This window comes from Stutzerimonas sp. LR2 (assembly GCF_055755175.1).
On the sequence record NZ_JBVTRR010000004.1, the window covers coordinates 153,457 to 178,351 of the forward strand.

Annotated in this window: 16 protein-coding genes; 8 read left to right on the top strand and 8 right to left on the bottom strand. The window is 65.5% G+C overall.

Features of this window, described 5'->3' with window-relative positions:
- Nucleotides 1-50: 50 nt before the first annotated feature.
- Nucleotides 51-1,517, bottom strand: a complete 1,467-nt coding sequence (murJ, locus tag ACVRRC_RS15190; RefSeq protein WP_011913308.1) for a murein biosynthesis integral membrane protein MurJ — start codon at nucleotides 1,515-1,517, stop codon at nucleotides 51-53.
- Between the two features lie 276 nt (nucleotides 1,518-1,793).
- Here murJ and ACVRRC_RS15195 point away from each other — a divergent pair, with 276 nt between their 5' ends.
- The 4 genes from ACVRRC_RS15195 to ACVRRC_RS15210 are packed head-to-tail and all read left to right on the top strand — an operon-like array spanning nucleotide 1,794 to nucleotide 10,738.
- A complete protein-coding gene (locus tag ACVRRC_RS15195) occupies nucleotides 1,794-3,038 on the top strand; it encodes an MdtA/MuxA family multidrug efflux RND transporter periplasmic adaptor subunit (protein WP_472997181.1) in 1,245 nt (414 codons plus the stop codon).
- Complete coding sequence (locus ACVRRC_RS15200; protein ID WP_186416538.1) at nucleotides 3,035-6,115, top strand: MdtB/MuxB family multidrug efflux RND transporter permease subunit; 3,081 nt, start codon at nucleotides 3,035-3,037, stop codon at nucleotides 6,113-6,115. The genes ACVRRC_RS15195 and ACVRRC_RS15200 overlap by 4 nt, the downstream gene beginning before the upstream one ends.
- 28 nt (nucleotides 6,116-6,143) lie before the next feature.
- A complete protein-coding gene (locus ACVRRC_RS15205) occupies nucleotides 6,144-9,248 on the top strand; it encodes an efflux RND transporter permease subunit (protein WP_186416537.1) in 3,105 nt (1,034 codons plus the stop codon).
- The gene (locus ACVRRC_RS15210; RefSeq protein WP_472997182.1) at nucleotides 9,245-10,738 is read left to right on the top strand and encodes an efflux transporter outer membrane subunit; all 1,494 of its coding nucleotides are present in this window, start codon (nucleotides 9,245-9,247) and stop codon (nucleotides 10,736-10,738) included. Before ACVRRC_RS15205 ends, ACVRRC_RS15210 begins: the two co-directional genes overlap by 4 nt.
- Nucleotides 10,739-10,795: 57 nt before the next feature.
- On the opposite strand, the gene ACVRRC_RS15215 is transcribed toward ACVRRC_RS15210, so the two are convergent.
- The 7 genes from ACVRRC_RS15215 to ACVRRC_RS15245 form a co-directional block, all read right to left on the bottom strand.
- Complete coding sequence (locus tag ACVRRC_RS15215; RefSeq protein WP_013982843.1) at nucleotides 10,796-11,788, bottom strand: TRAP transporter substrate-binding protein; 993 nt, start codon at nucleotides 11,786-11,788, stop codon at nucleotides 10,796-10,798.
- A gap of 328 nt (nucleotides 11,789-12,116) precedes the next feature.
- Nucleotides 12,117-12,473, bottom strand: coding sequence for an MmcQ/YjbR family DNA-binding protein (locus ACVRRC_RS15220; RefSeq protein ID WP_045159131.1), 357 nt, complete (start codon nucleotides 12,471-12,473; stop codon nucleotides 12,117-12,119).
- Nucleotides 12,473-13,261: an aminoglycoside adenylyltransferase family protein gene (locus ACVRRC_RS15225; RefSeq protein WP_472997183.1), complete on the bottom strand. Its 789-nt coding sequence runs from the start codon at nucleotides 13,259-13,261 to the stop codon at nucleotides 12,473-12,475. The genes ACVRRC_RS15220 and ACVRRC_RS15225 overlap by 1 nt, the downstream gene beginning before the upstream one ends.
- Nucleotides 13,262-13,498: 237 nt before the next feature.
- Nucleotides 13,499-14,887, bottom strand: coding sequence for an efflux transporter outer membrane subunit (locus tag ACVRRC_RS15230; protein WP_472997184.1), 1,389 nt, complete (start codon nucleotides 14,885-14,887; stop codon nucleotides 13,499-13,501).
- Nucleotides 14,884-18,054: an efflux RND transporter permease subunit gene (locus tag ACVRRC_RS15235; protein WP_013982838.1), complete on the bottom strand. Its 3,171-nt coding sequence runs from the start codon at nucleotides 18,052-18,054 to the stop codon at nucleotides 14,884-14,886. Before ACVRRC_RS15235 ends, ACVRRC_RS15230 begins: the two co-directional genes overlap by 4 nt.
- Before the next feature lie 98 nt (nucleotides 18,055-18,152).
- The gene (mexE, locus tag ACVRRC_RS15240; RefSeq protein WP_011913298.1) at nucleotides 18,153-19,382 is read right to left on the bottom strand and encodes a multidrug efflux RND transporter periplasmic adaptor subunit MexE; all 1,230 of its coding nucleotides are present in this window, start codon (nucleotides 19,380-19,382) and stop codon (nucleotides 18,153-18,155) included.
- A 281-nt stretch (nucleotides 19,383-19,663) separates the two neighbouring features.
- Entirely contained in the window at nucleotides 19,664-20,581 is a 918-nt protein-coding gene (locus tag ACVRRC_RS15245) for a LysR substrate-binding domain-containing protein (protein ID WP_013982836.1), read from the bottom strand.
- 259 nt (nucleotides 20,582-20,840) lie between these two features.
- Here ACVRRC_RS15245 and ACVRRC_RS15250 point away from each other — a divergent pair, with 259 nt between their 5' ends.
- From ACVRRC_RS15250 to ligD, 4 genes are all read left to right on the top strand, one after another.
- Complete coding sequence (locus ACVRRC_RS15250) at nucleotides 20,841-21,857, top strand: zinc-dependent alcohol dehydrogenase family protein (protein ID WP_011913296.1); 1,017 nt, start codon at nucleotides 20,841-20,843, stop codon at nucleotides 21,855-21,857.
- Nucleotides 21,858-21,963: 106 nt separating this feature from the next.
- Entirely contained in the window at nucleotides 21,964-22,821 is an 858-nt protein-coding gene (locus tag ACVRRC_RS15255; RefSeq protein ID WP_011913295.1) for an SDR family oxidoreductase, read from the top strand.
- Between the two features lie 33 nt (nucleotides 22,822-22,854).
- Nucleotides 22,855-23,811: a non-homologous end joining protein Ku gene (gene ku / locus ACVRRC_RS15260; protein ID WP_014596735.1), complete on the top strand. Its 957-nt coding sequence runs from the start codon at nucleotides 22,855-22,857 to the stop codon at nucleotides 23,809-23,811.
- 3 nt (nucleotides 23,812-23,814) lie between these two features.
- Nucleotides 23,815-24,735: a non-homologous end-joining DNA ligase gene (gene ligD, locus ACVRRC_RS15265; RefSeq protein WP_019406123.1), complete on the top strand. Its 921-nt coding sequence runs from the start codon at nucleotides 23,815-23,817 to the stop codon at nucleotides 24,733-24,735.
- Nucleotides 24,736-24,895: the final 160 nt, after the last annotated feature.

A 24,895-nucleotide genomic window follows, 5' to 3' on the forward strand; every position in this document is an offset into this window, starting at 1 on the left:
GCGATTGATTGCGGGAAGATGCGGCAATCGCTTACCGCCGTTTACGCCCCTCAGGCCTTGCGCATGGACCAGTAGCCAGGTTTGAACAGATCCCGCTCACCCAGCAGCATCACGCCAGCGGCGAAGCCTATCAGCACCAGGCCGATATACAGGCACAGCTGGATGAACCCCTCTGGCTGCGGTACGAAATGCAGCGCCACCGCCAGCACGGTTGCCGTCGCCAGCCAGCGCACCAGCACCGGTACGCCGGCACCGCGCGGCGAGGCGCGATAGACGAACAGGCCCATGAACAGTGCCTGCAGCGCGGCGCCGCTGGAGAACGCCAGCGCCAGCCCTGCGGCGCCGTAATGCCGATAGAGCACTGCATCGAGCGCGATGGTCATGGTCGAGCTGATCAATGTGATGACCAGGAACAGGCGAGCCTGATGCTGCGCAAGCAGCGCGCGCCCCCAGAGCAGCGCGAGACCCATAGCCGGCAGGCCGAGCGCGTAGATGACCATCAGCGAGGCGGTGGCCTGGGTCTGCGCAGCGCCGAATTCGCCGCGTTCCAGCAGGACCGCCACCACGGCTTCCGGGAAGGAGCACAGCACCACGGTCGCCGGCACCAGGAACAGCAGAGTCGCCAGCAGCCCCTTGCGGATCACCGCGGCGTGGGCGTTGTGGTCCTCGTCGTTCCAGCTGGAGGAGAACTGCGGGAACAGCACCGACAGCACCGACATGGCATACAGGGTCAGCGGGATCGTGACGATACGGAACGCGAACGACAGCATGGTGATGCTACCTTCCTCAAGGAACGAGGCGAACATCCGCTCGGCCAGTATGCAGGCCTGCTGCGCACCGGCTGCCAGCAGAATGGGCGCGAAAGCCAGGCCGAACTGGCTGCCATGGCCTTTCTCGAGCGGCATCGCCTCACCGCGCAGGTAATGGATGCGCCGATGCTGCAGGACGATCAGCACCACCTGCGGCAGCAGCATGCCGAGAAAAATGACCATGCCGCTGGGCTCGAACAGCAGAATGCCGATGATCGCGCCGGCATTGAGCAGCAGGGTGCGGGTCATCGGCATGATGAACACGTTGTCCATGTTCAGTAGCGCGCCCTGGCAGTACAGCGCGGCCTGGACGCCGATCAGCAGCGCGCCGACGCAGAAAACCAGCTGGCCGTTGGCGACCTGCTCGGGCGTCCAGCCCGGCGCCAGGGCGTTGAGCACCCAGTAGCTGGTCAGCAGGATCAGCGCGCAGGCTGCGCCACCGAGCAGCATGATGCGCCAGTAGAGCCAGCGCGCGACGGATTCGAACAGAGACTGCGACTGGCTGCGTAGCTTCTGGAGGTAGGGAATCATGGTGTCGCGCAATGCCAGGCCGAGGAAGTTCTCGAAGAACAGCGGCAGGATGAGCGCAACGAAGATGAGATCCGCTTCCCAGCTGAGGCCGAAAGAGCGGGCAATGAACAGGTCGCGAAGAAAACCCAGAAGAAAACTGGCGACAGTCAACGCCAGAATGACCAGCGATACATTCATTCCTTGATCCTATGCGGTCATCGATGCAATGACCGGTTAACGACACGACAATGTCCGATTTCGACGTGCTGCACGGCGCGAGGCCCGCTTACAGCGTTTTTCTCGCCGCGGAGCCGCGAGAAGAACGTTAAATAGACTTAAGACCTGCCGCATGGTTCCGGTCTGCCGCGCCGACCCGTTCGCATACATGTCGATACGTAAAAATGCCGTAAAGGCACTTTGCGAGCGGTTCGCGACTGCTTATGGTTCACGCTCCTTTTCAAGCGAACTCCGTTCATGTCCGAGACGCATCCCACTCCCGCGCGCTCCAGCCTCCGCTGGGCGCTCCTGATCCTCGTCGTCATTGCCATCGCAGCGCTGCTCTGGTGGCTGTGGCCTGCTCCCAACAACGAAGCGCCGCAGCGCCCGGGCGGGCGTCCGGGCTTCGGTGCGTTCGGCGGGGCGGTTCCCGTGCGAGTCGCCAAGGTGGAGCAGGGCGAGTTCGAGGTGTTCAACAAGGCACTCGGCAGCGTCACGCCACTCAACACGGTGAACCTGCGCAGCCGTGTGGCGGGCGAGCTGGTCGAGCTGCGCTTCGAAGAGGGACAGCGCGTCAAGAAGGGCGATCTGCTCGCCGTGATCGATCCGCGCCCTTACAAGGTGGCGTTGCAGCAGGCGGAAGGCACCCTGCAGCAGAATCGCGCGCAGCTGAAGAATGCCCAGGTCGACTTCGAGCGTTATCGCGGGCTGTACGCCGACGACAGCATCGCCAAGCAGACCCTGGATACCCAGGAAGCGCTGGTCAGCCAGTACCAGGGCACCCTGGCGGCCAATCAGGCGGCGGTCAACGAAGCGCGACTGAACCTGGAGTTCACCCAGATCCGCGCGCCCATCGATGGCCGCGTCGGTCTGCGACAGCTCGATGTCGGCAATCTGGTCGCTGCCAACGACACCACGCCGCTGGTGGTGATCACCCAGACACAACCGATGTCGATCAGCTTCACGCTGCCGGAAGGCGATCTGCTGCCGGTGCTGACCCGCTACCGCCAGGGCGACAAGCTCGTGGTGCAGATCTGCGACCGTGGTGAAAAGGTCATGTTCGGCGAGGGCGTGCTGGAGAGCATCGACAACCAGATCGACGCCACCACCGGCACCCTGCGGCTGAAGGCGCGTTTCGACAACGAGCAGGAACTGCTCATCCCCAACCAGTTCGTCAATGTTCGCCTGCGGGTCGAAACCCTGCGCGATGCCGTGCTGATTCCGACCGCGGCGCTGCAGTTCGGCTCGCGCGGCACCTTCGCCTACGTCGTTGGCGAGGACAGCAAGGTTCAGCTGCGTCTGCTCAAGGCCGGGCCGAGCAACGGCGAGACGACGGTGGTGCTCGAGGGGCTCGAGGTGGGTGAGCGGGTAGTGATGGAGGGGACCGACCGACTGCGTGACGGTGCCGAGGTGGAAGTGGTCGGCAGTCGCCGCATGGCCGAAGAGGCCGCCGAGAACCCGGTGCTCGGTGGCGGCGAGGCCGCGGAGCGCGAGGCACAATGAACATCTCCCGCCTGTTCATCCTGCGCCCGGTCGCGACCACGCTGAGCATGGTCGCGATCCTGCTGGCCGGCTTGATCGCCTACAAGCTGCTGCCAGTGGCTGCGCTGCCGCAGGTGGATTACCCGACCATCCGCGTGATGACGCTTTATCCGGGCGCCAGCCCGGAGGTGATGACCAGCGCCGTGACCGCGCCGCTGGAGCGCCAGTTCGGCCAGATGCCGGGGCTGGCACAGATGTCGTCGACCAGTTCCGGCGGCGCCTCGGTGATCACCCTGCGCTTTTCGCTGGATGTCGCACTGGATGTGGCCGAGCAGGAGGTGCAGGCGGCGATCAACGGGGCGAACAATCTGTTGCCCAACGACCTGCCGGCACCGCCGGTGTACAACAAGGTCAATCCGGCCGACACGCCGGTACTGACGCTGGCGGTGACTTCCGAGTCGCTGCCGTTGCCCAAGCTGCACGATCTGGTCGATACGCGCATGGCGCAGAAGCTGGCGCAGATCAGCGGAGTGGGGATGGTCAGCATCGCCGGCGGTCAGCGCCCGGCGGTACGTATCCGCACCAACCCCGAGGCGCTGGCGGCCTATGGGCTGTCGCTGGCAGACGTGCGTTCGCTGATCACCAGCTCCAACGTCAACCAGCCCAAGGGCAACTTCGACGGGCCGACCCGGGTGTCGATGCTCGATGCCAACGACCAGTTGAAGACACCGGAGGAATACGCCGAGCTGATCCTGACCTACCAGGACGGTGCGGCCCTGCGCCTGAAGGACGTCGCCGATATCGTCGACGGTGCCGAGAACGAGCGCCTGGCCGCCTGGGCCAATGACAGCCAGGCGGTGCTGCTGAACATCCAGCGCCAGCCGGGCGCCAACGTCATCGAGGTGGTCGAGCGCATCCAGGCGCTGTTGCCGGAAGTGAAGGCCAGCATGCCGGCCGGGCTGGACGTGGTGGTGCTCACCGACCGCACCCAGACCATCCGCGCTGCAGTGCGGGACGTGCAGCACGAGCTGATGCTCGCCACCTTCCTGGTGGTGATGGTGACCTTTGTCTTTCTCAAGAAGCTGTCGGCCACGGTGATCCCGTCGATCGCGGTGCCGCTGTCGCTGGTCGGCACCTTCGCCGTGATGTACCTGTGCGGCTTCTCGTTGAACAACCTGACGCTGATGGCGCTGACCATCGCCACCGGCTTCGTGGTGGACGATGCCATCGTCATGCTGGAGAACATCGCGCGGCATCTGGAAGAGGGCGAGACACCCCTCAATGCCGCACTCAAGGGTGCCAGGCAGATCGGCTTCACGCTGATTTCGCTGACCTTCTCGCTGATCGCCGTGCTGATCCCGCTGCTGTTCATGCAGGACGTGGTGGGCCGGTTGTTCCGCGAGTTCGCCATCACCCTGGCGGTGGCCATCCTCATCTCGCTGGTGGTCTCGCTGACCCTGACGCCGATGATGTGCGCCAAGCTGCTCAAGCCGCACAGTGTCGCCGAGGCCAAGCCGGACTGGGTCGAGCGGTTGATCGGCGGCTACTCGCGCTGGCTGACCTGGGTGCTGCGCCACCAGACCCTGACCCTGCTGGTGGCGGTGGCCACGCTGGGGCTGACGGTGGTGCTCTACCTCGCCGTACCCAAGGGGTTCTTCCCGGTGCAGGACACCGGCGTCATCCAGGGCATCAGCGAGGCGCCCCAATCGATCTCCTTCCGCGCCATGAGCGAGCGCCAGCAGGCACTGGCCCGGGTGATCCTCGCCGACCCGGCGGTGGACAGTCTGTCGTCCTATATCGGTGTGGACGGCGACAACGTCACGCTCAACAGCGGGCGTCTGCTGATCAACCTCAAGCCCCACGGCGAGCGCGACCTGACCGCCAGTCAGGTGATCGATCGCCTGCGGCCGGAGCTGGCCAAGGTGCCGGGTATCGAGCTGTATCTGCAGCCGGTACAGGACCTGTCCATCGAGGATCGCGTCAGCCGCACGCAGTTCCAGTTCAGCCTGGAAACGCCGAATAGCGAGTTGCTGCAGGAGTGGACGCCGCGCCTGGTCGAGGCCCTGCGCGAAAGGCCGGAACTGACCGACGTGGCCAGCGACCTGCAGAGCAATGGCCTGCAGATCTACCTGGACATCGATCGCGACGCGGCGGCGCGACTGGGTATCCAGGTCGCGGACATCACCGATGCGCTGTACGACGCCTTCGGCCAGCGGCAGATTTCCACCATCTTCACCCAGGCCAGCCAGTACCGCGTGGTGCTGGAAGCGGAGGCGGGCAACCGCCTGGGTCCGCAGGCGCTGGAACAGTTGTTCGTGCAAAGCGAAGGTGGCACGCCGGTACGGCTGTCCAGCCTGGCGACGCTGGAGCAGCGCAACGCCCCGCTGCTGATCAACCATATCGGCCAGTTCCCGGCGGTGACGCTCTCGTTCAACCTGGCCAGTGGCGTGTCGCTGGGCAAGGCGGTGCAGGTGATCGAGGCGGTGGAGCAGGAGATCGGCCTGCCTGCCGGCATCCAGACGCGCTTCCAGGGCGCCGCGGAAGCGTTCCGCGCCTCGCTGTCGAGCACGCTGCTGCTGATTCTCGCCGCGGTGGTGACCATGTACATCGTGCTCGGCGTGCTCTACGAGAGCTACATCCACCCGATCACCATCCTCTCGACGCTGCCCTCGGCAGCGGTAGGCGCCTTGCTCGCCTTGCTGCTGACCGGCAACGACCTGGGGCTGATCGCGATCATCGGCATCATCCTGTTGATCGGCATCGTCAAGAAGAACGCGATCATGATGATCGACTTTGCCCTGGAGGCCGAACGGCAGCAAGGCATGAGCCCGCAGGATGCGATCTACCGCGCGGCACTGCTGCGCTTCCGGCCGATCCTGATGACCACCCTGGCGGCGCTGTTCGGTGCGATTCCGCTGATGCTGGCATCCGGATCCGGTGCTGAACTGCGCCAGCCGCTCGGCCTGGTGCTGGTGGGCGGCCTGCTGCTCAGCCAGCTGCTGACACTGTTCACCACACCGGTGATCTACCTCTTCTTCGACCGCCTCGGCCAGCGCTTCGGGCGCCGTCGCGAGCCGCTGGCGGAGGCGCAAGCGTGAGCCGGACTGCAATCGCGCGGGGGCAGGCATGAACCTTTCCGCCCCGTTCATCGCCCGCCCGGTGGCGACCATGCTGCTCAGCCTGGCGATCCTGCTGCTGGGTGGAGTCAGCTTCGGCCTGCTACCGGTGTCGCCGCTGCCGAACATGGATTTTCCGGTGATCACCGTGCAGGCCAGCCTGCCTGGCGCCAGCCCGGAGATCATGGCCTCCAGTGTGGCTACGCCACTGGAGCGCTCGCTGGGCAGCATCGCCGGTGTCAGCCAGATGACCAGTCGCAGCAGCCAGGGCTCGACCCGGATCATCATCCAGTTCGATCTGGATCGCGATATCAACGGCGCTGCCCGCGACGTGCAGGCCGCCATCAACGCCTCGCGCAACCTGTTGCCCAGCGGGATGCGCAGCATGCCCACCTACCGCAAGATCAATCCGTCCCAGGCACCGATCATGGTGCTTTCGCTGACATCGGAGGTGCTGGGCAAGGCCGAGCTGTACGACATCGGCTCCACCATCCTGGCGCAGAAGCTGTCGCAGGTGTCCGGCGTCGGCGAAATCCAGGTCGGCGGCAGCTCGCTGCCCGCGGTACGGGTGGAACTGCAGCCGCAGCAGCTGGAGCAGTACGGTGTGTCGCTGGACGAGGTGCGCCAGACCATCGCCAACGGCAACGTGCGCCGGCCCAAGGGCATGGTGGAGGACGCCGATCAGCACTGGCAGGTGCGCGCCAACGACCAGCTGCACCAGGCGGCCGACTACACGCCGCTGATCATCCGCTACCAGGATGGCGCCGCGCTGCGTCTCGGCGACGTGGCACGGGTGCGGGATTCGGTGGAGGATCGCTACAACAGCGGCTTCTTCAACAACGAGCAGGCGGTGTTGCTGATCGTCAACCGCCAGGCCGGTGCCAACATCATCGAGACCATCGAAGGCATCCGCCGCGAGCTGCCGGCCCTGCAGGCGATCATGCCGGGCAGCGTCGACCTGAACATCGCCATGGATCGCTCGCCGGTGATTCGCGCGACGCTGCACGAGGCCGAGCGCACGCTGCTGATCGCGGTGGGCCTGGTCATCGTGCTGGTGTTCCTGTTCCTCGGCCGCCTGCGCACCGCATTGATCCCGGCGCTGGCGGTGCCGGTGTCGCTGGTGGGCACCTTTGCCGTCATGTACCTGTTCGGGTTCTCGCTCAACGTGCTGTCGCTGATGGCATTGATCCTGGCTGCTGGCCTGGTGGTGGACGACGCCATCGTGGTGCTGGAGAACATCGCACGGCATATCGACGACGGCATGCCACCGCTGAAGGCGGCCTACGTCGGCACCCGCGAGGTGGGTTTCACGCTGTTGTCTATGAACCTGTCGCTGGTGGTGGTGTTCGTTTCCATCCTTTACATGGGCGGCATCGTCGAGCGGCTGTTCCGCGAGTTCTCCATCACACTGGCCGCGGCGATCCTGGTGTCGCTGGTGGTTTCGCTGACCCTGACGCCGATGCTCTGCGCCCGTTGGCTCAAACCGCACGAACCGGAGAAGGAAGGGCGTCTGCAGCGCTGGAGCCACGACGCCCATCAATGGCTGCTGCGCTACTACGATCGCTCGCTGAGCTGGGCGCTGCGTCATCGGCGCATCACCTTGCTGAGCCTGCTGGCGACCATCGCGCTGAACGTGGTGCTCTACGTGCAGGTGCCCAAGACCTTCCTGCCGCAGCAGGACACCGGACAGATCACCGGTTTCATCCGCGGTGACGACGGCATGTCGTTCCAGGTCATGCAGCCGAAGATGGAAATCTTCCGCAAGGCAGTCCTCGCCGACCCGGCGGTGGAAAGCGTGGCCGGCTTCATCGGCGGGCAGGGCGGCATCAACAATGCCTTCATGATCGTGCGGCTGAAACCGCTTGGCGAGCGCAAGATTTCGGCGCAGAAGGTCATCGAGCGCATCCGCAAGAACCAGCCGAAAGTGCCCGGTGGACGCATGTTCCTCATGGCCGACCAGGACCTGCAGTTTGGCGGTGGTCGGCAGAGCAGCTCGGCCTACGCCTATACGCTGTTGGCGAGCGATCTCAACGACCTGCGTACCTGGGTACCGCGGGTAACCCGGGCGCTATCCGAACTGCCGGAGCTTACCAGCATTGACGCCAACGACGGCGAGGGCGCGCAGCAGATCAGCCTGAAGATCGACCGTGACGCGGCCAAGCGCCTGGGCATCGACATGAGCACAGTGACCACGCTGCTCAACAATGCTTTCAGCCAGCGGCAGATCTCGACCATCTACGAATCGCTCAACCAGTATCAGGTGGTGATGGAGATCGACCCGAGCTACGCGCAGTACCCCGAGGTGCTGGAGCAGATCCACGTCGTCACCGGCGATGGCCGGCGGGTGCCGCTGGCGGCCTTCGCCCATTACGAGCGCAGCCTGGAGGAAGATCGGGTCAGCCACGATGGGCAGTTCGCCGCCGAGAACATCGACTTCGACCTGGCCCCCGGCGTCAGCCTCGACCAGGCGACGCTGGCCATCGAACGCGCGGTAGCGGCCATCGGACTGCCGAGCGAGGTGCAGGGGCGGCTCGGCGGCACCGGCAGCGCGTTCCAGACGACCCAGGAAGGCCAGCCGCTGATGATTCTCGGCGCCTTGCTGCTGGTCTACATCGTGCTGGGCATCCTCTACGAAAGCTACATCCATCCGCTGACCATCCTCTCCACCTTGCCCTCGGCCGGGGTAGGCGCCTTGCTGGCGATCATCCTTACCGGCGACCAGTTCAGCCTGATTTCGCTGCTCGGGCTGTTCCTGCTGATCGGGGTGGTGAAGAAGAACGCGATCCTGATGATCGACCTGGCGTTGCAGTTCGAACGCCAGGACAAGCTGTCGCCCGCCGATTCGATCCATCGCGCCTGTCTGCTGCGGTTCCGACCGATCCTGATGACCACCATGGCGGCGATCCTCGGTGCGCTGCCGCTGCTGCTCGGCGGTGCGGAAGGGGCCGAGATGCGCCAGCCGCTGGGTCTGACCATCATCGGCGGTCTGCTGCTGAGCCAGATCCTCACGCTCTACACCACGCCGGTGGTCTATCTGTACCTGGATCGTCTGCGCCACCGTTTCAACAGCTGGCGCGGTGTGCGCACCGATGCCGCCCTGGAAAACTCGCTATGAACTCGTCGTCGTTGCACCCCTCATTGCTGAACCATGTCCTGCGCCCCCTGGCGGTAGCCATGCTCACGCTGTCGTTGGCAGCCTGCACGCTCGGCCCCGACTACCAGCGACCGGATCTGCCTGTGGCCAGCGAATTCAAGCAGGCCGAAGGCTGGAAACCCGCCGCGCCGGCCGATGCGCTGCAACGGGGCGAGTGGTGGCGGCTGTACGGCGATGCCGAACTCGATGCGCTGGTGGCGCGGCTGAATGTCTCGAACCAGAACCTCGCCGCGGCCGAGGCGCAGTTCCGTCAGGCGCGGGCACTGGTTCGTGGCGCGCGCTCGCAGCTGTTTCCGATCCTCTCCGGCAACGCAGGCGTCACGCGCTCGGCGCAGGGTGGCAGCCGCTCGGATACCACCAGCGGAAGTTTTGCCAGTGGTGTCGGCGAAACCTACGAAGCGGGCCTGAGCGCATCCTGGGAGGCCGACATCTGGGGCCGGCTGCGGCGCAACCTCGAAGCCAATCGGGCGAACATGCAGGCCAGCGCGGCGGACCTTGCGGCGGCTCGCCTGAGCCTGCAGGCCGAGCTGGTGCAGACCTACCTGCAGCTGCGGGTGATCGACGAACACCAGCGGCTGCTCGACCAGACCGTTGAAGCCTATGCGCGCTCGCTGCGGCTGACCGAGAACCAGTACCGCGCCGGCATCGTGCCCCGGTCCGATGTCAGCCAGGCGCAGACGCAGCTCAAGAGTACCCAGGCGCAAGCCATCGACCTCAAGTGGCAGCGGGCGCAGATGGAGCATGCCATCGCGGTGCTGGTGGGCGTCGCGCCGTCGGAGCTGGAGATCGCCGTACGCGAGTACATCCCGGCGCTGCCCGATGTACCGCTGGCGGTGCCGTCCCAGTTGCTGGAGCGGCGCCCCGACATTGCCTCGGCCGAGCGCCAGGTGATGGCCGCCAATGCCAACATCGGCGTGGCGGAAGCCGCCTGGTATCCGGACCTGACACTGTCGGCCAGCGGTGGCTATCGCAACAGCAGCTTCAGCGACCTGTTCAGCGTGCCGAACCGTTTCTGGTCGCTGGGGCCGCAACTGGCGCTGACCCTGCTCGACTTCGGTAGCCGTCGTGCGGAATTGGAGCGGGCCGAGGCCAGCTACGACCAGACGGTCGCCAACTACCGCCAGACCGTGCTCGACAGCTTCCGCGAAGTGGAGAACTACCTGGTGCAGCTGCGCGTGCTGGAACAGGAGGCGGTGGTGCAGCGCGAGGCGCTGGAGGCCGCACAGGAGTCCCTGCGCCTGATCGAAAACCAGTACCGCGCAGGTACCGTCGACTTCCTCAGCGTGGCCACCGTGCAGACCACCGCGTTGAACAACCAGCGCACCAACCTGACCCTGCTGGGGGATCGCCTGACCGCCAGCGTCCTGCTGATCGCTGCACTGGGCGGCGGCTGGGACGCGCAGCAGCTGGAACAGGATCCACTGCTATCCACGGGCACTGGCAAGCCCTGAGCAGGCCACACAAAAAAGCCCCGCCAGCTGGCGGGGCTTTTTTCATCTGGATGTTCGTCAGTCGCGCTGCTTGCGGTTGACGGTCTCGGCGGCCTTGATGATGTCCGCGCCGATCATCGGTTCGAACTCCTTCCAGACGGGGCGCATCGCTTCGCGCCAGCGCTCGCGCTCTTCCGGCGTCAGGGTAACGATCTCGGAGGTACCCGCCTTGCGAATCCGCTCGCGATCGGCCTGGTTCAGCTCCTCCGCCTCGCGGTTCACCATGAAGCTGACCTCGTCGAGAATCGCCTCCAGTTCGAAGCGGATCTTGTGCGGCATGCTCATCCAGAAGCGTGTGTTGCTCACCACCATGTAGTCCAGCACGCCATGGTCGGTTTCGATGATGTAGGGCTGCACGGTGTGCATTTTCTTGCTGTAGATATTCGACCAGGGGTTCTCCGCGCCCTGTACGGTGCCGGTGCGCAGCGCGTCGTAGACGTCGGCGAAGGCGATCTTCTGGGTGGTGGCACCCACCGCGCCGAACTGCGCTTCGAGTACTGCGGACGGCTGGATGCGGAAGCTCAGCCCGGACGCATCACCCGGCAGGCGCAGCATGCGGGTGGCCGAAAGCTGCTTCATGCCGTTGTGCCAGTACGCCAGACCCGTGATGTTCTTGTCTTCCATCGAGCGCAGCAGCTGCTTGCCCTTGGTGCGTTTCTGAAAGCGGTTGACGGCATCGATGTCGTCGAACAGGAACGGCAGGTCGAAAACCTGCAGCTGCTTGGTGTACTGCTCGAACTTCGCAAGCGACGGGGCGAGCAGCTGCACTTCGTTGTTGCGCAACGCTTCCAGTTCCGTGGCATCACCGAACAGCGTCGAATTGGGGTAGACCTCCACGCTGACCTGGCCGGGCAGGCGTTCCTCCGCGAGGCGTTTGAACATCAACGCACCCTTGCCCTTGGGGGTATCCTCGGCCACTACGTGAGAGAACTTGATGACGATGGGCTCTGCCTGGGCGAAGGCGCTGGCGGCAGCCAGCACGAGCCCGGCAAGGGTAATGATCGGCTTCATGAAAGACTCTTTATTCTGGTTGGTTGGCAGTGCATCCATGCGGACCGACCGCGGGGACGCTTCTCGGCTTTCAGCCGCTCCTTATGCCAAAGATGAGTGACGACTTAAAGCGCTTTGCCGAGCCAAGCCGGCGGGAGCGGCACTACGTCACATTTTGCCGGTGGCCCAGCGACCGTGGCCTAGCAGCCACGGGTACACCGGCTGGCCCGGCAGGTCTGAAGCGCCGAGGGCGGAGGAGACCGGCGCAGCCGCTGCAATGACAGGAGGATTCGATATCGCCTGCGTGCATCGCCGTCGGTTCGCTGCGACTGATCCGTCCAGCGCTGACTCAGTCCAGATCCAGTAACAGCCCGGGTTGCAGGCGCTTTGGCAGCTTGCGTACCACCAGCTGGTGCGCGCGGGTCAGCAGGTCGCGCAGCTCGTCGTCACCGATGGGGATCTGCCGACTGCTCATGCTGATCCAGTGCGCCCGTGCCAGGTAAGGAGCAGGGCGGATGCCGGGACGGTCCACGAAACCCAGGAAGAGGTCGCTGTGGACCTTGAATGCCAGGTTCTCGCCAAGGAAATCGAGAACGGCGAACATCTTGTTGCCCGCCACGGAAAACACCCGATTGCTGCCCCACTTGAGATCTTCACGGGTGCCGGGCAGAGCCAGGCAGAAGGCGGCGATCTGGTCGGTGGTCATCATCGCTCTGCTCCTGTTGGTTGCGACGGCTGCAGCCGCATTTGCGCATGCCGGATGAACGCCTCCACCGCCTTTGGTTTCAGGGCAGGCTTTTCGATCGCATCGCCCCGATAGGCCTGGCTGGCTTTCTCCAGCACGGCACGGTGCTCATCCGGCAGACGCTCGAGCAGCCAGATCGCTGCGACATCCTTCGGAGCGATGGCGTCCGTGGTCAGAGTGAGCCAGATGCGCGCCACGGCCAACACCACGTTGCACTCGTCTCCCTGCCAGTCGGCGGGCTCGCGCCATTGCGCCAGCGTGTCGCGCAAGGCTTGGCGCATGTCCTCCTCGGGCACCGGGTCGAACAATTCGGCCGCGCCAGGGCCGATCAGACAGACGCCGTTCTTGCGCGCCTGGTGCAGAAGAATGGCCAGATCGTGGTCCTCCTGGGGAGGCTCGATGCGGCCGGCTTCGATATCGGCGCGCAGCCATTCGCCGAATTGCAGTTCGCGCATTGCCGGATAACGCCAGGGCCGTACCGAGTGGTGTACCACCCAGGTGACTTCCAGCGGGCGCATTCGCTCGTTGGCCGGCCAGGCGGAAATCATCAGCAGCTCGCGCATCAGCGAGTGGCGCGTGGCTGTCGGCAGGGGGGCGGCGACGGTAACGAGCAGGTCGAGATCGCTGCCGGGTTTCAGGCCACCGACAACGGCCGAGCCGAACAGATGCACGGCCAGCAGGTTCCCGCCCAGGTAACGCTGCAGCAGCGCCAGTGCCTGCTGGAGCTGGCTGGACACGGATGGGTTCATGAGCGCTCCTAGGGGCATCTGGGTCAGTCCGGATTGTTGTCCGCCTCCGACAATACAAACGGGACGAAGCTGGCGCCAGCCGGTGGATTCATCGGCAGCCAGGCACGGCGTGCTTCGCTCAAGAGCGAGGCGGACAAAAGAGTGGTGCTGCTGAGCGGCAAAAAAAATCCCCCGCGGCGTTGCAGCACCCGGGGCAGAAGTGATCGACCAGGAGGCGATCCAACGAGAGAGCCGGTATCAGGCGCTCGGCCTCCAGCCGCCACCGAGCGCCTTGTAGATGGCAACTACGCCGCGATACAGCTCGACTTCGGCCTGGGCCTGGGCGTCTTCGGCCAGCAACCGTTCGCGCTCGGCATCGAGCAGTACGAGAAAGTCCGCCGTGCCTTCGCGGTAGCGAATTTCCGCCTGCTGTGCGGCGGCGCGGCTGGCGGTGGACTGGCGCAGCAGCGACAGCAGGCGGTCCTGGGCGCGGGCGTAGTCGCTGAAGGCGTTTTCCGATTCCTCCAATGCCAGTAACACCTGCTGCTCATAACCGGCGAGCGCGGCGTCGGCATCCGCCTCGGCACCGCGCAGACGGGCGCGCACGCTGCCCAGGTCGAACGCCGCCCAGCTGATGCTGGGCGCTACGCCCCAGGCCTGTGCGGCGCTGGAGCCGATCTGCGAGCCGCGTCCGGCGATGAAGCCGAGAAAGCCCGACAGACTCACCCGCGGAAACAGATCGGCTGTGGCCACGCCGACGTTTGCAGTCGCGGCGGCCAGCTGGCGTTCAGCCGCACGAATGTCCGGGCGTCGGCGCAACAACTCGCCGGGGTCGCCGATCGGCAGCGCCTTGGCAATCGCCGGCAGCTCGCGCGGCGAGAGGTCGACGCTGAGCTGATCGGCGCGCTGGCCGAGCAGGGTGGCGATGCGGTTGCGGGCGCGCGTCTGCTGCGCCTGCAGCTGTGGCAGGCTCGCCTCGGTGGCCGCCAGACGGGCGTCGGCGCGTAGCACATCGAGTTCGCTGCCGACACCCGCTTCGCGCAGCTGCTCGGTCAGTTCATGGGAATTGCGCTGGTTGGCCAGGTTGTCGCGAGCGATCCGCTCGCGCAGCTGGACACCGCGCAGCTGACCATAGGCATCCACCAGTTCGGCGATCAGGCTGACCTGTAGCTGATAGAGCTCGGCCTCGGCAGCTTCGGCCTGCGCTTCGCTGGCCTCCAGGCTGCGCTGGATACGGCCGAACAGGTCCAGCTCCCAGGCCATGTCCAGGCCCAGATCGTAACGCTCGGCGTTCACCCGCTCTTCGCTGAAACCGGGTTGCTGGGCCTTGCCGATATCGGCGCGCGCACCTGCGGTGACGGTGGGCAGACGATCATTGCCGACATCATCGCGAATAGCCCGCGCCGCACGCAGACGGGCATAGGCGATACGCAGCTCGCGGTTTTCAGCCAGTGCTTCGCCGACCAGGGCATCCAGTGTCGGGTCCTCGAACTGCCGCCACCAGGCCGCCTCGAAGCGCGAGCGGTCGTGATCGCCGCGCTCGGCCTGAAGCAGCCGGGCCGGCTCCGGTTGCGGCGCGCGGTAATCCGGGCCGACGGCGCAACCGGTGATGGTCAGGGCGAGCAGGGAAAGGGCGAAGAACTTCATGCGCGGGCCTCCTTGAATACCGCTTTGCGCGCTTCGCGCTTCTCGACGAAGGCGCGAATCACCAGATAGAACACCGGGGTCAGCAGCAGCCCGAAGAAGGTCACCCCGAGCATCCCGGAGAACACCGCCACGCCCATGGCATGGCGCATCTCGGCGCCGGCCCCGCTGGAAAGCACCAGCGGTACCACGCCCATGATGAAGGCGAAGCTGGTCATCAGGATCGGCCGCAGGCGCAGGCGGCAGGCCTCCAGGGTGGCGGCGAGCCGGTCCATGCCTTCCTCCTGCTTGTCCTTGGCGAACTCGACGATCAGGATCGCGTTCTTGCACGCCAGGCCCACCAGCACGATCAGGCCGATCTGGGTGAAGACGTTGTTGTCGCTACCGGCCAGGATCACCCCGGTGATGGCCGAGAGCAGCGTCATCGGCACGATCAGGATCACCGCCAGCGGCAGGCTCCAGCTTTCGTACTGCGCTGCCAGCACCAGGAAGGCCAGGAGCACGCAGAGCGGGAAGACGAAGACCGCGGTGTTGCCGGCGAGGATCTGCTGGTAGGTCAGCTCGGTCCACTCGTAGGTCATGCCGTTGGGCAGCTCGGCCTGGAGCAGACGTTCCATGGCCGCCTCGGCCTGCCCCGAGCTGTAGCCCGGTGCGGCAGCGCCGTTGATCTCGGCGGTGAGAAAACCGTTGTAATGCATCACCCGGTCCGGGCCGGCGCTGTCCTTGACGTTGACGAAGGTCGACAGCGGGACCATCTCGCCGCGGTTGTTGCGTACCTTCAGCTGGCCGATCTGCTCCGGTGCCAGGCGGAACTTCTGGTCGGCCTGGACGTTGACCTGATAGGTGCGACCGAAGCGATTGAAGTCGTTGGCGTACAGCGAGCCCAGGTAGACCTGCATGGTGTCGAAGATGTCGTCGATGGCCACGCCATGGGTCTTGGCCTTCTCGCGGTCGATATCGGCATCCACCTGCGGCACGTTGACCTGATAGCTGGTGAACAGGCCGGCCAGCTCCGGATAGTCGGCACTCTTGGCGATGACGTTCTGCACCTGGGTGTACAGCTCCTCGTAGCCCAGGTTGCCGCGGTCCTGCACCTGCACGCGGAACCCGCCGATGGTCCCCAGGCCCTGCACGGGCGGCGGCGGGAAGATCGCCAGGAAGGCTTCCTGAATGACGCCGAACTGACCGTTGAGCTCAGCGGCGATGGCGCCCGCGGACAGGCTCTGGTCCCTGCGCTCGCTGAAGTCCTTCAGTGCGACGAAGACGATGCCGCTGTTGGGGCTGTTGGTGAAACCGTTGATCGACAGCCCCGGGAAGGCCACGGTGTTTTCAACGCCCGGATGCTTGCCGGCGATTTCCGACATGCGCTTGATCACGTCCTCGGTGCGGTCCAGGGTAGCGGCGTCCGGCAACTGGGCGAAGGCGACCAGGTATTGCTTGTCCTGCTGCGGAACGAAGCCGGTCGGGGTGGTGGCGAAGCCCATGTACCCCAGGCCCACCAGGCCGACGTAGACCAGCAGGGCCACGGCACTGCCGCGCAGGATGCGCCGTACCATGCCAACGTAACCATGGCTGGCGCGGTCGAACATGCGGTTGAAGGGGCGGAACAGCCAGCCGCCGAACAGTCGGTCGAGCAGCCGCGAGAAACCGTCCTTGGGCGCATCGTGGGCCTTGAGCAGGGTAGCGGCCAGGGCCGGCGACAGGGTCAGCGAGTTGAACGCCGAGATCACCGTCGAAATCGCGATGGTCAGCGCGAACTGCTGGTAGAACTGCCCGGTGAGGCCGGAAATGAACGCAGTCGGGATGAACACCGCACAGAGCACCAGGGCGGTGGCGATGATCGGCCCGGTGACTTCCTTCATGGCCTGGCGGGTCGCCTCTACCGGCGACTTGCCGAGGCCGATGTTACGCTCGACGTTCTCCACCACGACGATGGCGTCATCCACCACGATGCCGATGGCCAGCACCAGGCCGAACAGCGACAGCGCGTTGAGCGAGAAACCGAGGAGGTGCATCACCGCGAAGGTGCCGATCAGCGACACCGGCACGGCGGCCAGCGGAATGATCGAGGCGCGCCAGGTCTGCAGGAACAGGATCACCACCAGCACCACCAGCACGATGGCCTCGAGCAGGGTATGCACCACCGCCTCGATGGAGCCGCGCACGAAGATGGTCGGGTCGTAGACGATCTCGTAATCCACGCCCTGGGGGAAGCTCTGCTTCAGCTCGGCCATGCGCTCGCGCACCAGGTCCGAGATGGCGATGGCATTGGAGCCCGGCCGCTGGAAGATCGGGATGGCCACCGCCGGCTGGTTGTTCAGCAACGAGCGCAGGGCGTACTGGCTGGAACCCAGTTCGATGCGGGCGATGTCCTTCAGGCGGGTGATCTCGCCGTCCTCGCCGGCGCGCACGATGATGTTCTCGAACTCCTCCTCGTCCACCAGGCGCCCCTGGGTGTTGATCGACAGCTGGAAGTCGGTGGCGCCCGGCGCTGGTGGTGCGCCCAGTGCACCGGCGGCGACCTGACGGTTCTGCTCGCGGATGGCGTTGACCACGTCGGTGGCGGTGAGGTTGCGCTGGGCGACCTTGTTCGGGTCGAGCCAGACCCGCAGGGAATAGTTGCCCAGGCCGAACAGCTGCACGTCGCCCACACCGTCCAGTCGCGCCAGCTCGTCCTTGACGTTGAGTGCGGCGTAGTTGGACAGGTAGAGCATGTCGTAGCGGTTATCCGGCGAGGTCAGGTGCACCACCATGGTCAGGTCGGGGGAGGCCTTGTCCACGGTCACGCCCAGGCGCTGCACTTCGGTGGGCAGGGTCGGCATGGTGCGCGTCACCCGGTTCTGCACCTGCACCTGGGCGTTGTCCAGGTCGGTGCCGAGGGCGAAGGTGATGGTCAGCGTCAGCTTGCCGTCGGCGGTCGCCTGGGACGACATGTAGAGCATGCCCTCGACGCCGGTGATGGCCTGTTCCAGCGGCGAGGCAACGGTCTCGCCGATCACCTTGGGGTTGGCGCCGGGGAAGTTGGCCCGCACCACCACGGTGGGTGGAACGACTTCCGGGTATTCGCTGATCGGCAACTGGAACAGCGAGATGGCGCCGCCGATGAGGATCACCAGCGACAGCACGGCGGCGAAAATCGGCCGTTTGATAAAGAATTGCGAGAAATTCATGGCGCACTCCGGGGTAGGGCGCGGCGGGCGCGCCCTGGCGGATCGATCGGATGGGCGCGCCTGGCGCGCCGGGGTTCAGAGCAGCTGTCGAACGATGCTCAGCTGCTCGGGCGCTGGGCCAGCGTGCGCTCGACCACCTGCGGTTTCATCGCCTCGCTGATCGCGCGGCGCTGGCGATCGAGGGTCGCGAGGGTCTCGGCATCGGCCATCGGTACGCTCTCCGGCTGCACCTGGCTGCCCGGGCGTACCCGCTGCAGGCCGTTGACCACGATGCTCTCGCCCTTGGCCAGGCCGCTGCGAACGATACGCAGGCCTTCGAGCTTGGGCCCGAGCTCCACCGGCCGGTAGGCCACGGTGCCGTCCTCGGCCAGGACCAGAACGAACTTCTTGCCCAGGTCCGTGCCGACCGCCACGTCCTTGATCAGCACGGCGTCGTAGGTGGCGCTGCCGACCAGCTTCAGGCGCGCGTACAGACCGGGGGTAAAGCTGCCGTCGCGGTTGTCGAACACCGCGCGGCCGCGAATGGTGCCGGTGCGCGGGTCGACCTGGTTGTCGATGAAGTTCATGTGGCCCAGGTGCGGGTGGCCATCCTCGTCGGACAGGCCGAGGTAGACCGGCGTGGTCTCGCCGCGGTCGCCATTGCGGGCCAGTTCGCGGTACTTGAGGTAGGTGCGCTCATCCGCTTCGAAGTAGGCGTAGACCTTGTCGGTGGAGACCAGCGTGGTCAGTAGGGCCTCGCCTGCATTGACCAGGTTGCCGGAGGTGATCAGTGCGCGGCCGACGCGGCCGTCGATGGGCGCCGTCACGCGAGTGAAGGACAGGTCCAGCTGGGCCTTGTCCAGCTGCGCCTGGATCGCCGCGACTGCCGACTTCGCTTCGCTGGCGGCACTCACGCGGGCATCGGCCAGTTCGGCGGAGATCGCATTCTTTTGCCGCAGACGCTCACCCCGTTCGGCTTCCGCCACGGTACGCTGCTGGGTGGCGCGGGCCTGTTGCAGCTGCGCCTGCAGACGCTTGACCTCGGCCTGGAACGGGCGCGGGTCGATCTGGAACAAGAGATCGCCTTTCTTCACCAGCGCACCTTCCTCGAAGGCCACCTTGTCGATGAAACCGGACACGCGTGGGCGAATCTCCACCGACTCCGGAGCTTCCAGGCGGCCGGTGAGCTCGTCCCACTCGGTCACCGGTTGTTCGATGACCTCGGCGACGCTGACGGCGGGCGGTGGCATGCCCGACTGGGTGGCCTCCGGTGCCTTGCCGCAGGCGGCGGTGATCAGCACCGCCACGGCAATGAGGGGAAAACGCAAGGCGTTGAGCGAACGTTCCATGCTTGACTCCGCAAGTCGGATTTGTTGATGGCAGGAGTCTGCGTGGTCAAGCCGTTCAGCAGAAATCGAACGAGCCGAAGGTGAATATCATTGACGGTGATGGTTGGGCATCGAACATCAGGCCGACGCGATATCGGCAGGGTGGAAAAACGACCCCGGGGTCATTCCTCCAACCGAGCGCTAGCCCGGCTGGTAAAGAGCCGCTGGGGCAGGGCACTGGAATGACGAGGCAGAGTGTCGGAGGGCGTCTACGCGTGGAATAGGCTGCGCCGTTTTCCACCCTACAGGCTATCCGGGTCGCCGACGAACATCTGGATACGCGAGCGCAACCAGCGTTCGGCGGGATCGTTGTCCTGAGCGCCGCGCCAAGCCATGGACAGTTCGAAGTCCTGGCTGGTCTGGAAAGGCAAGGGCTCGGCACGCACGCCGCCGTTGGCCGCCAGCGCGGCCGCGGCGTAATCCGGGACGGTTGCGATGATATCGGTGCCGGCGAGCAGGCTGGCCAGGCCGTTGAACTGCGGCACCGCCAGCACCACCTTGCGCTTGCAGCCGTGCAGCGCCAGTTCCTCATCGATGTAACCGTTGAGGTCGCCGGCAAAGGAAACCATGGCATGGGGACGGCTGCAGTAGTCCTCCATGCTCAGTCGGCCGGGAATGCTGTCGGCCCGCAGCAGCATCGGTTTGGGCCGGCGCAATACCTTGCGCTTGGCGTTGGCCGGCAGTTCCTCGGTGTAGCAGACGCCCACCGAAATCTCGCCGGATGCCAGCAGGCCGGGCATCAACAGGTAGTTGGCGCGCCGCACCACCAGCACCACGTCCGGTGCCTCGGCGCGCAGGCGACGCAGCAGCGGCGGTAGCAGGGCGAACTCGACCTCATCGGTCAGGCCGATGCGAAACACCTGGGTGCTGGTGGCCGGGTCGAAGGTGGAGGCGCGGCTGACGGCGGTGGAGATCGAGTCCAGCGCCGGCGACAACAGCTGAGCGATGTCCAGCGCGCGGGCAGTGGGTTCCATGCTGCGACCGGTGCGCACGAACAGCGGGTCGTCGAACAGCGCGCGCAGGCGGGCCAGCGCGGCGCTGATCGCCGGCTGGCCGAGAAAGAGCTTCTCGGCGGCGCGGGTCACGCTGCGCTCGTGCATCAGCGTTTCGAAGACGATCAGCAGATTGAGGTCAACACGGCGAAGGTCGTTGCGATTCATGCCTGGTTCACGTCGAGCCTGGTGGCCGGACCACGGTCCGGTTCGGTGGGTCGCTGCATTCTAGACAGCTTGCGCAGACGAGCGCATGCCCGATTCCGCTTTCGAAATGCACAAACCTGCGATGCGCCCCGCGGGGATACATACGCAAACCCATCATTGCCGTGCATGGCAACTATCGATGGGAATCCGCGTCGCTCGCTGGAGTTGTGACGATACTGACGATAGAGTCCGTTTGCACAGTAGTAAGCGAGGGGTCGCAATGTCCCGCATCATCCGTTTTCATCAGTTCGGCCCGGCCGACGTATTGCGTCAGGAAGAGCGCGCGGTGCCGGTTGCCGGCCCGGGCGAGGTCCTGATCGGCGTGCGCGCCGTCGGCGTGAGCTGGAACGACGTGCTCTGGCGGCAGGACCTGGCGCCGCGCCATGCGCGTCTGCCTGCCGGGCTCGGCAGCGAGGTGGCGGGCGAGGTGCTGGCGGTGGGCGAGGGCGTCCAGGGCTTCAGCGTCGGCGACCAGGTGGCGGGTTTCCCCGCCCACGATCTCAATCAGTACCCGCTGTATGCCGAACACGCGCTGCTGCCTCAGCAGGCCCTGGTGCATTACCCGGACATGCTCAGCGCCAGCGAGGCGGCGATCCACTATACGCCGATGCTGGTGAGCTATTTCGCCCTGGTCGAACTGGCTCAGCTGGAGCCCGGTCAGTACGTGCTGATCAACCAGGCCGCGCATTGCACCGGCCCGGCTGCCGTGCAGCTGGCCAAGGCGCTGGGCGGGCGGGTGATCGCCACCTGTGACACCAGCGAGGACCGTGACTACCTGCGTGAACTGGGTGCCGAGACGGTGATCGTCACCGAGGAGGAAGACCTGGTCGGTCGCCTGCAGAAGCTGACCGAAGGGCGCGGTGTCGAGGTGGTACTGGATGCCTGTGGCGGCTCGCAGATGAAGCTGCTCGGCGATGTCATGGCGCCGCTGGGCAAGCTGATCCTCTATGGCATGAACGGCGGCAACGAGACCGCGCTGCCGGTCTGCGCGGCGTTCAAGAAGAACTTCAAGTTCTTCCTGCATTGCCTGTGCGACTTCACCGGGCAGCCGGAACTCGGGATCGAGCAGAACCGCGAGGCCGTCGAACGCGCGCTGCAACACATCAACCAACTGACCGTCGACCGCCTGGTGCGTCCGCAGGTCGACCGGCAGTTTCCTTTCGAGCAGGCCATCGAGGCCCATCGTTACGTCGAAAGCGGCATCCCGCGTGGTCGTGTCGTCCTGACGCTTTCCTGATCCGCGAGGGCCCCGTGGCCGGGCCCTCTCATCGCCCCGCAGAAACTTTTCGCGCGCCGTTCCAGTCCTCCGAAGACAGGCTCACTACCTTGACGGAGGATTTTCCATGGCCGATGACAATCAGACCCTACCCCCACAGAAGCAGGCAGAACCCGGCAAGGAAGGGCTGATGAACCCGCGGCCGCAATATCGCGGGGAGGACTACAAGGCGGCCGGCAAGCTCGCCGGCAAGGTCGCCATCATCACCGGTGGCGACAGTGGTATCGGCCGCTCGGTGGCGGTGCTGTTCGCCCGCGAAGGTGCCGACGTGGCCATCCTCTACCTCGACCAACACCAGGATGCCGAGCAGACACGCAAGGACGTCGAGCAACACGGCCGGCGCTGCCTGACCTTCGCCGGTGACGTGGCCGACCGCGATGTCTGCCGCAAGGTCGTCGACGAGACGCTGGCGCAGTTCGGCAAGCTGGACATCCTGGTCAACAATGCTGCCGAGCAGCATCCCCGCGATCGTTTCGAGGACATTCCGCCGGAGCAGTGGGAGCAGACCTTCCGTACCAACGTGTTCGGCATGTTCCAGCTGACCCAGGTGGCGTTGCCGCACCTGCAGGAAGGCGCCTCGATCATCAACACCAGCTCGGTGACCGCCTACAAGGGCAACCCGATGCTGATCGACTATTCCTCCACCAAGGGCGCCATCGTCGCCTTCACCCGTGCCCTGGCCATGAGCCTGGCCGAGCGCGGCATCCGGGTGAACTCGGTGGCGCCGGGACCGATCTGGACGCCCCTGATTCCCTCCACCTTCGATGCCGACAAGGTCGCCGAATTCGGCTCCAACGTGCCGATGAAACGGCCCGGCCAGCCTGAAGAGGTGGCGCCGGCCTACGTCTATCTGGCCAGCAGCGATGCGTCCTATGTCAGTGGGCAGGTGATTCACGTCAACGGCGGCACCGTGGTCAACGGCTGACCGCAGGCCGGCACCTACGAAGGAGTACAGGGTATGCCACGCACGATCTGGAAAGGCGCGGTCAGTTTCGGACTGGTACACATCCCGGTGGCGCTGGTGCCGGCCACTACACGGCAGGGCATCGATTTCGACTGGCTGGACAAGCGAAGCATGGATCGGGTCGGTTACAAGCGCATCAACAAGACCACCGGCGAGGACATCGACAGCGAGAACATCGTCAAGGGCGTCGAGTACGAGAAGGGCCACTACGTGGTCATCAGCGACGACGAGATCAAGGCGGCGCATCCCAAGGCCACGCAGACCGTGGACATCGTCGCCTTCGTCGATGCCAAGGACATCTCCTTTCTCTATATCGACACGCCGTACTACCTGACCCCGGACCGGCGCGGGGAAAAGGTATATGCGCTCTTGCGCGAGACGCTGATCCAGACCGGCAAGGTCGGCATCGCCAACGTGGTGCTGCGCAACAAGCAGCATCTGGCGGTGGTGATGCCGCTGGGCAAGGCGCTGGTGATGAACACCCTGCGCTGGGCCGACGAGGTGCGCGGCGTCGAATACCTCGAACTGAAGGACGAAGCGCTCGATCCGGACCTGGCCGAGCGCGAACTGGACATGGCCAAGCGTCTGGTGGAAGACATGACCGAGAAGTGGAAGCCGGAGCAGTACAAGGACACCTTCCAGGACCAGATCATGGACCTGGTGGAGAAGAAGGCGCGCGAAGGCAAGCTGGAAGCCGTGGGCGGGCCGGAAGAGGCGGTGGATCGCCGCTCGGCGGATGTCATCGACCTCACCGAGCTGCTCAAGCGCAGCCTGGCTGCCAAGCCGGGCAAGGCGCGCGCCGCCGAGGCGGACGAAGAGGACGATGCGCCGGAAAAGGCGCCAGCCAAATCCAAGCCTGCGAGCAAGGCCAAGACCAGCAAGTCGTCCAGCTCGTCACGCACACGCAAGGCACCGGCGGCGAGCAGCAAATCCAGCAAGAAGGCCAGCTGAGGCATGGCCGCGCGAAAGGACAGCGCTCGCCCACTGGTAGGCGGTGTCGGCATCAGCAGCCATCAGCGGGTGGTCGACGAGGCCAGCGGCACCACCAAGCTGGCGCTGGCAGAGTATTACCTGGCGGTGGCGGACCGGCTGGTGCCACAGCTCGCCGGGCGACCGCTTTCCATCGTCCGTGCGCCGGAAGGTATCGGCGGCGAGAGCTTCTTCCAGCGTCATTGCGGCCGGTTGAAGATGCCGCACATGCGCGCGCTGCCGAAAAACCTCGATCCCGAGCACGCCCGGTTGATCCAGGCCGACAACATCACCGCCGTCATCGAGGCGGTGCAGATGGGCAGCGTCGAATTCCATACCTGGAACGCCCGCAGCGATCGCATCGAGCGACCGGACCGGGTGATCTTCGATCTGGATCCGGACCCGGCACTGCCCTGGGCGAGCATGGTCGAGGCTACCGAGCTGACCCTGGCGCTGCTGAACGAGCTGGGGTTGCGCGCCTTCCTCAAGACCAGCGGCGGGCGCGGGATGCATGTGGTGGTGCCGATCGAGCGGCGCCACGACTGGGATTGCGCGCGCAGCTTCGCGCGCTCGGTGACGGAGCGGCTGGCGCGGGAGTCGCCGCAGCTGATCGTCGACAAGATGGGCCCGCAGAATCGTGTCGGGCGCATTTTCGTCGACTACCTGCGCAACCAGAAGGGCGCCAGTACGGTCGCAGCCTACTCGGTGCGGGCACGGCCCGGCCTTGGCGTGTCGCTGCCGGTGAGCCTGGAAGAAGTGCGCCACCTGGAAGGCGCCGATCAGTGGCGGCTGGGCAACGTCCGCGACTACCTGAGCACGCGCAGCGACGACCCCTGGTCCGACTACGGCAACACCCGCCAGCGGCTGGGACGGGAGCTGCTCGAGCGGTTGCGCGAGGGCCGCTAAGCGGCCCTTTGTGCACCCTCGAAGTCACGCTTCCGACGGGGACGCAGCGCATTCCGACCTCCCTGCACCTCCGGCGGTAGAGCCGCCCGTCATTCCGTCTGAACCTCTGCCAGCCGTACCCAGTCGACCCTCTAGCAGTTGAGCCGAGCATTCATGACAG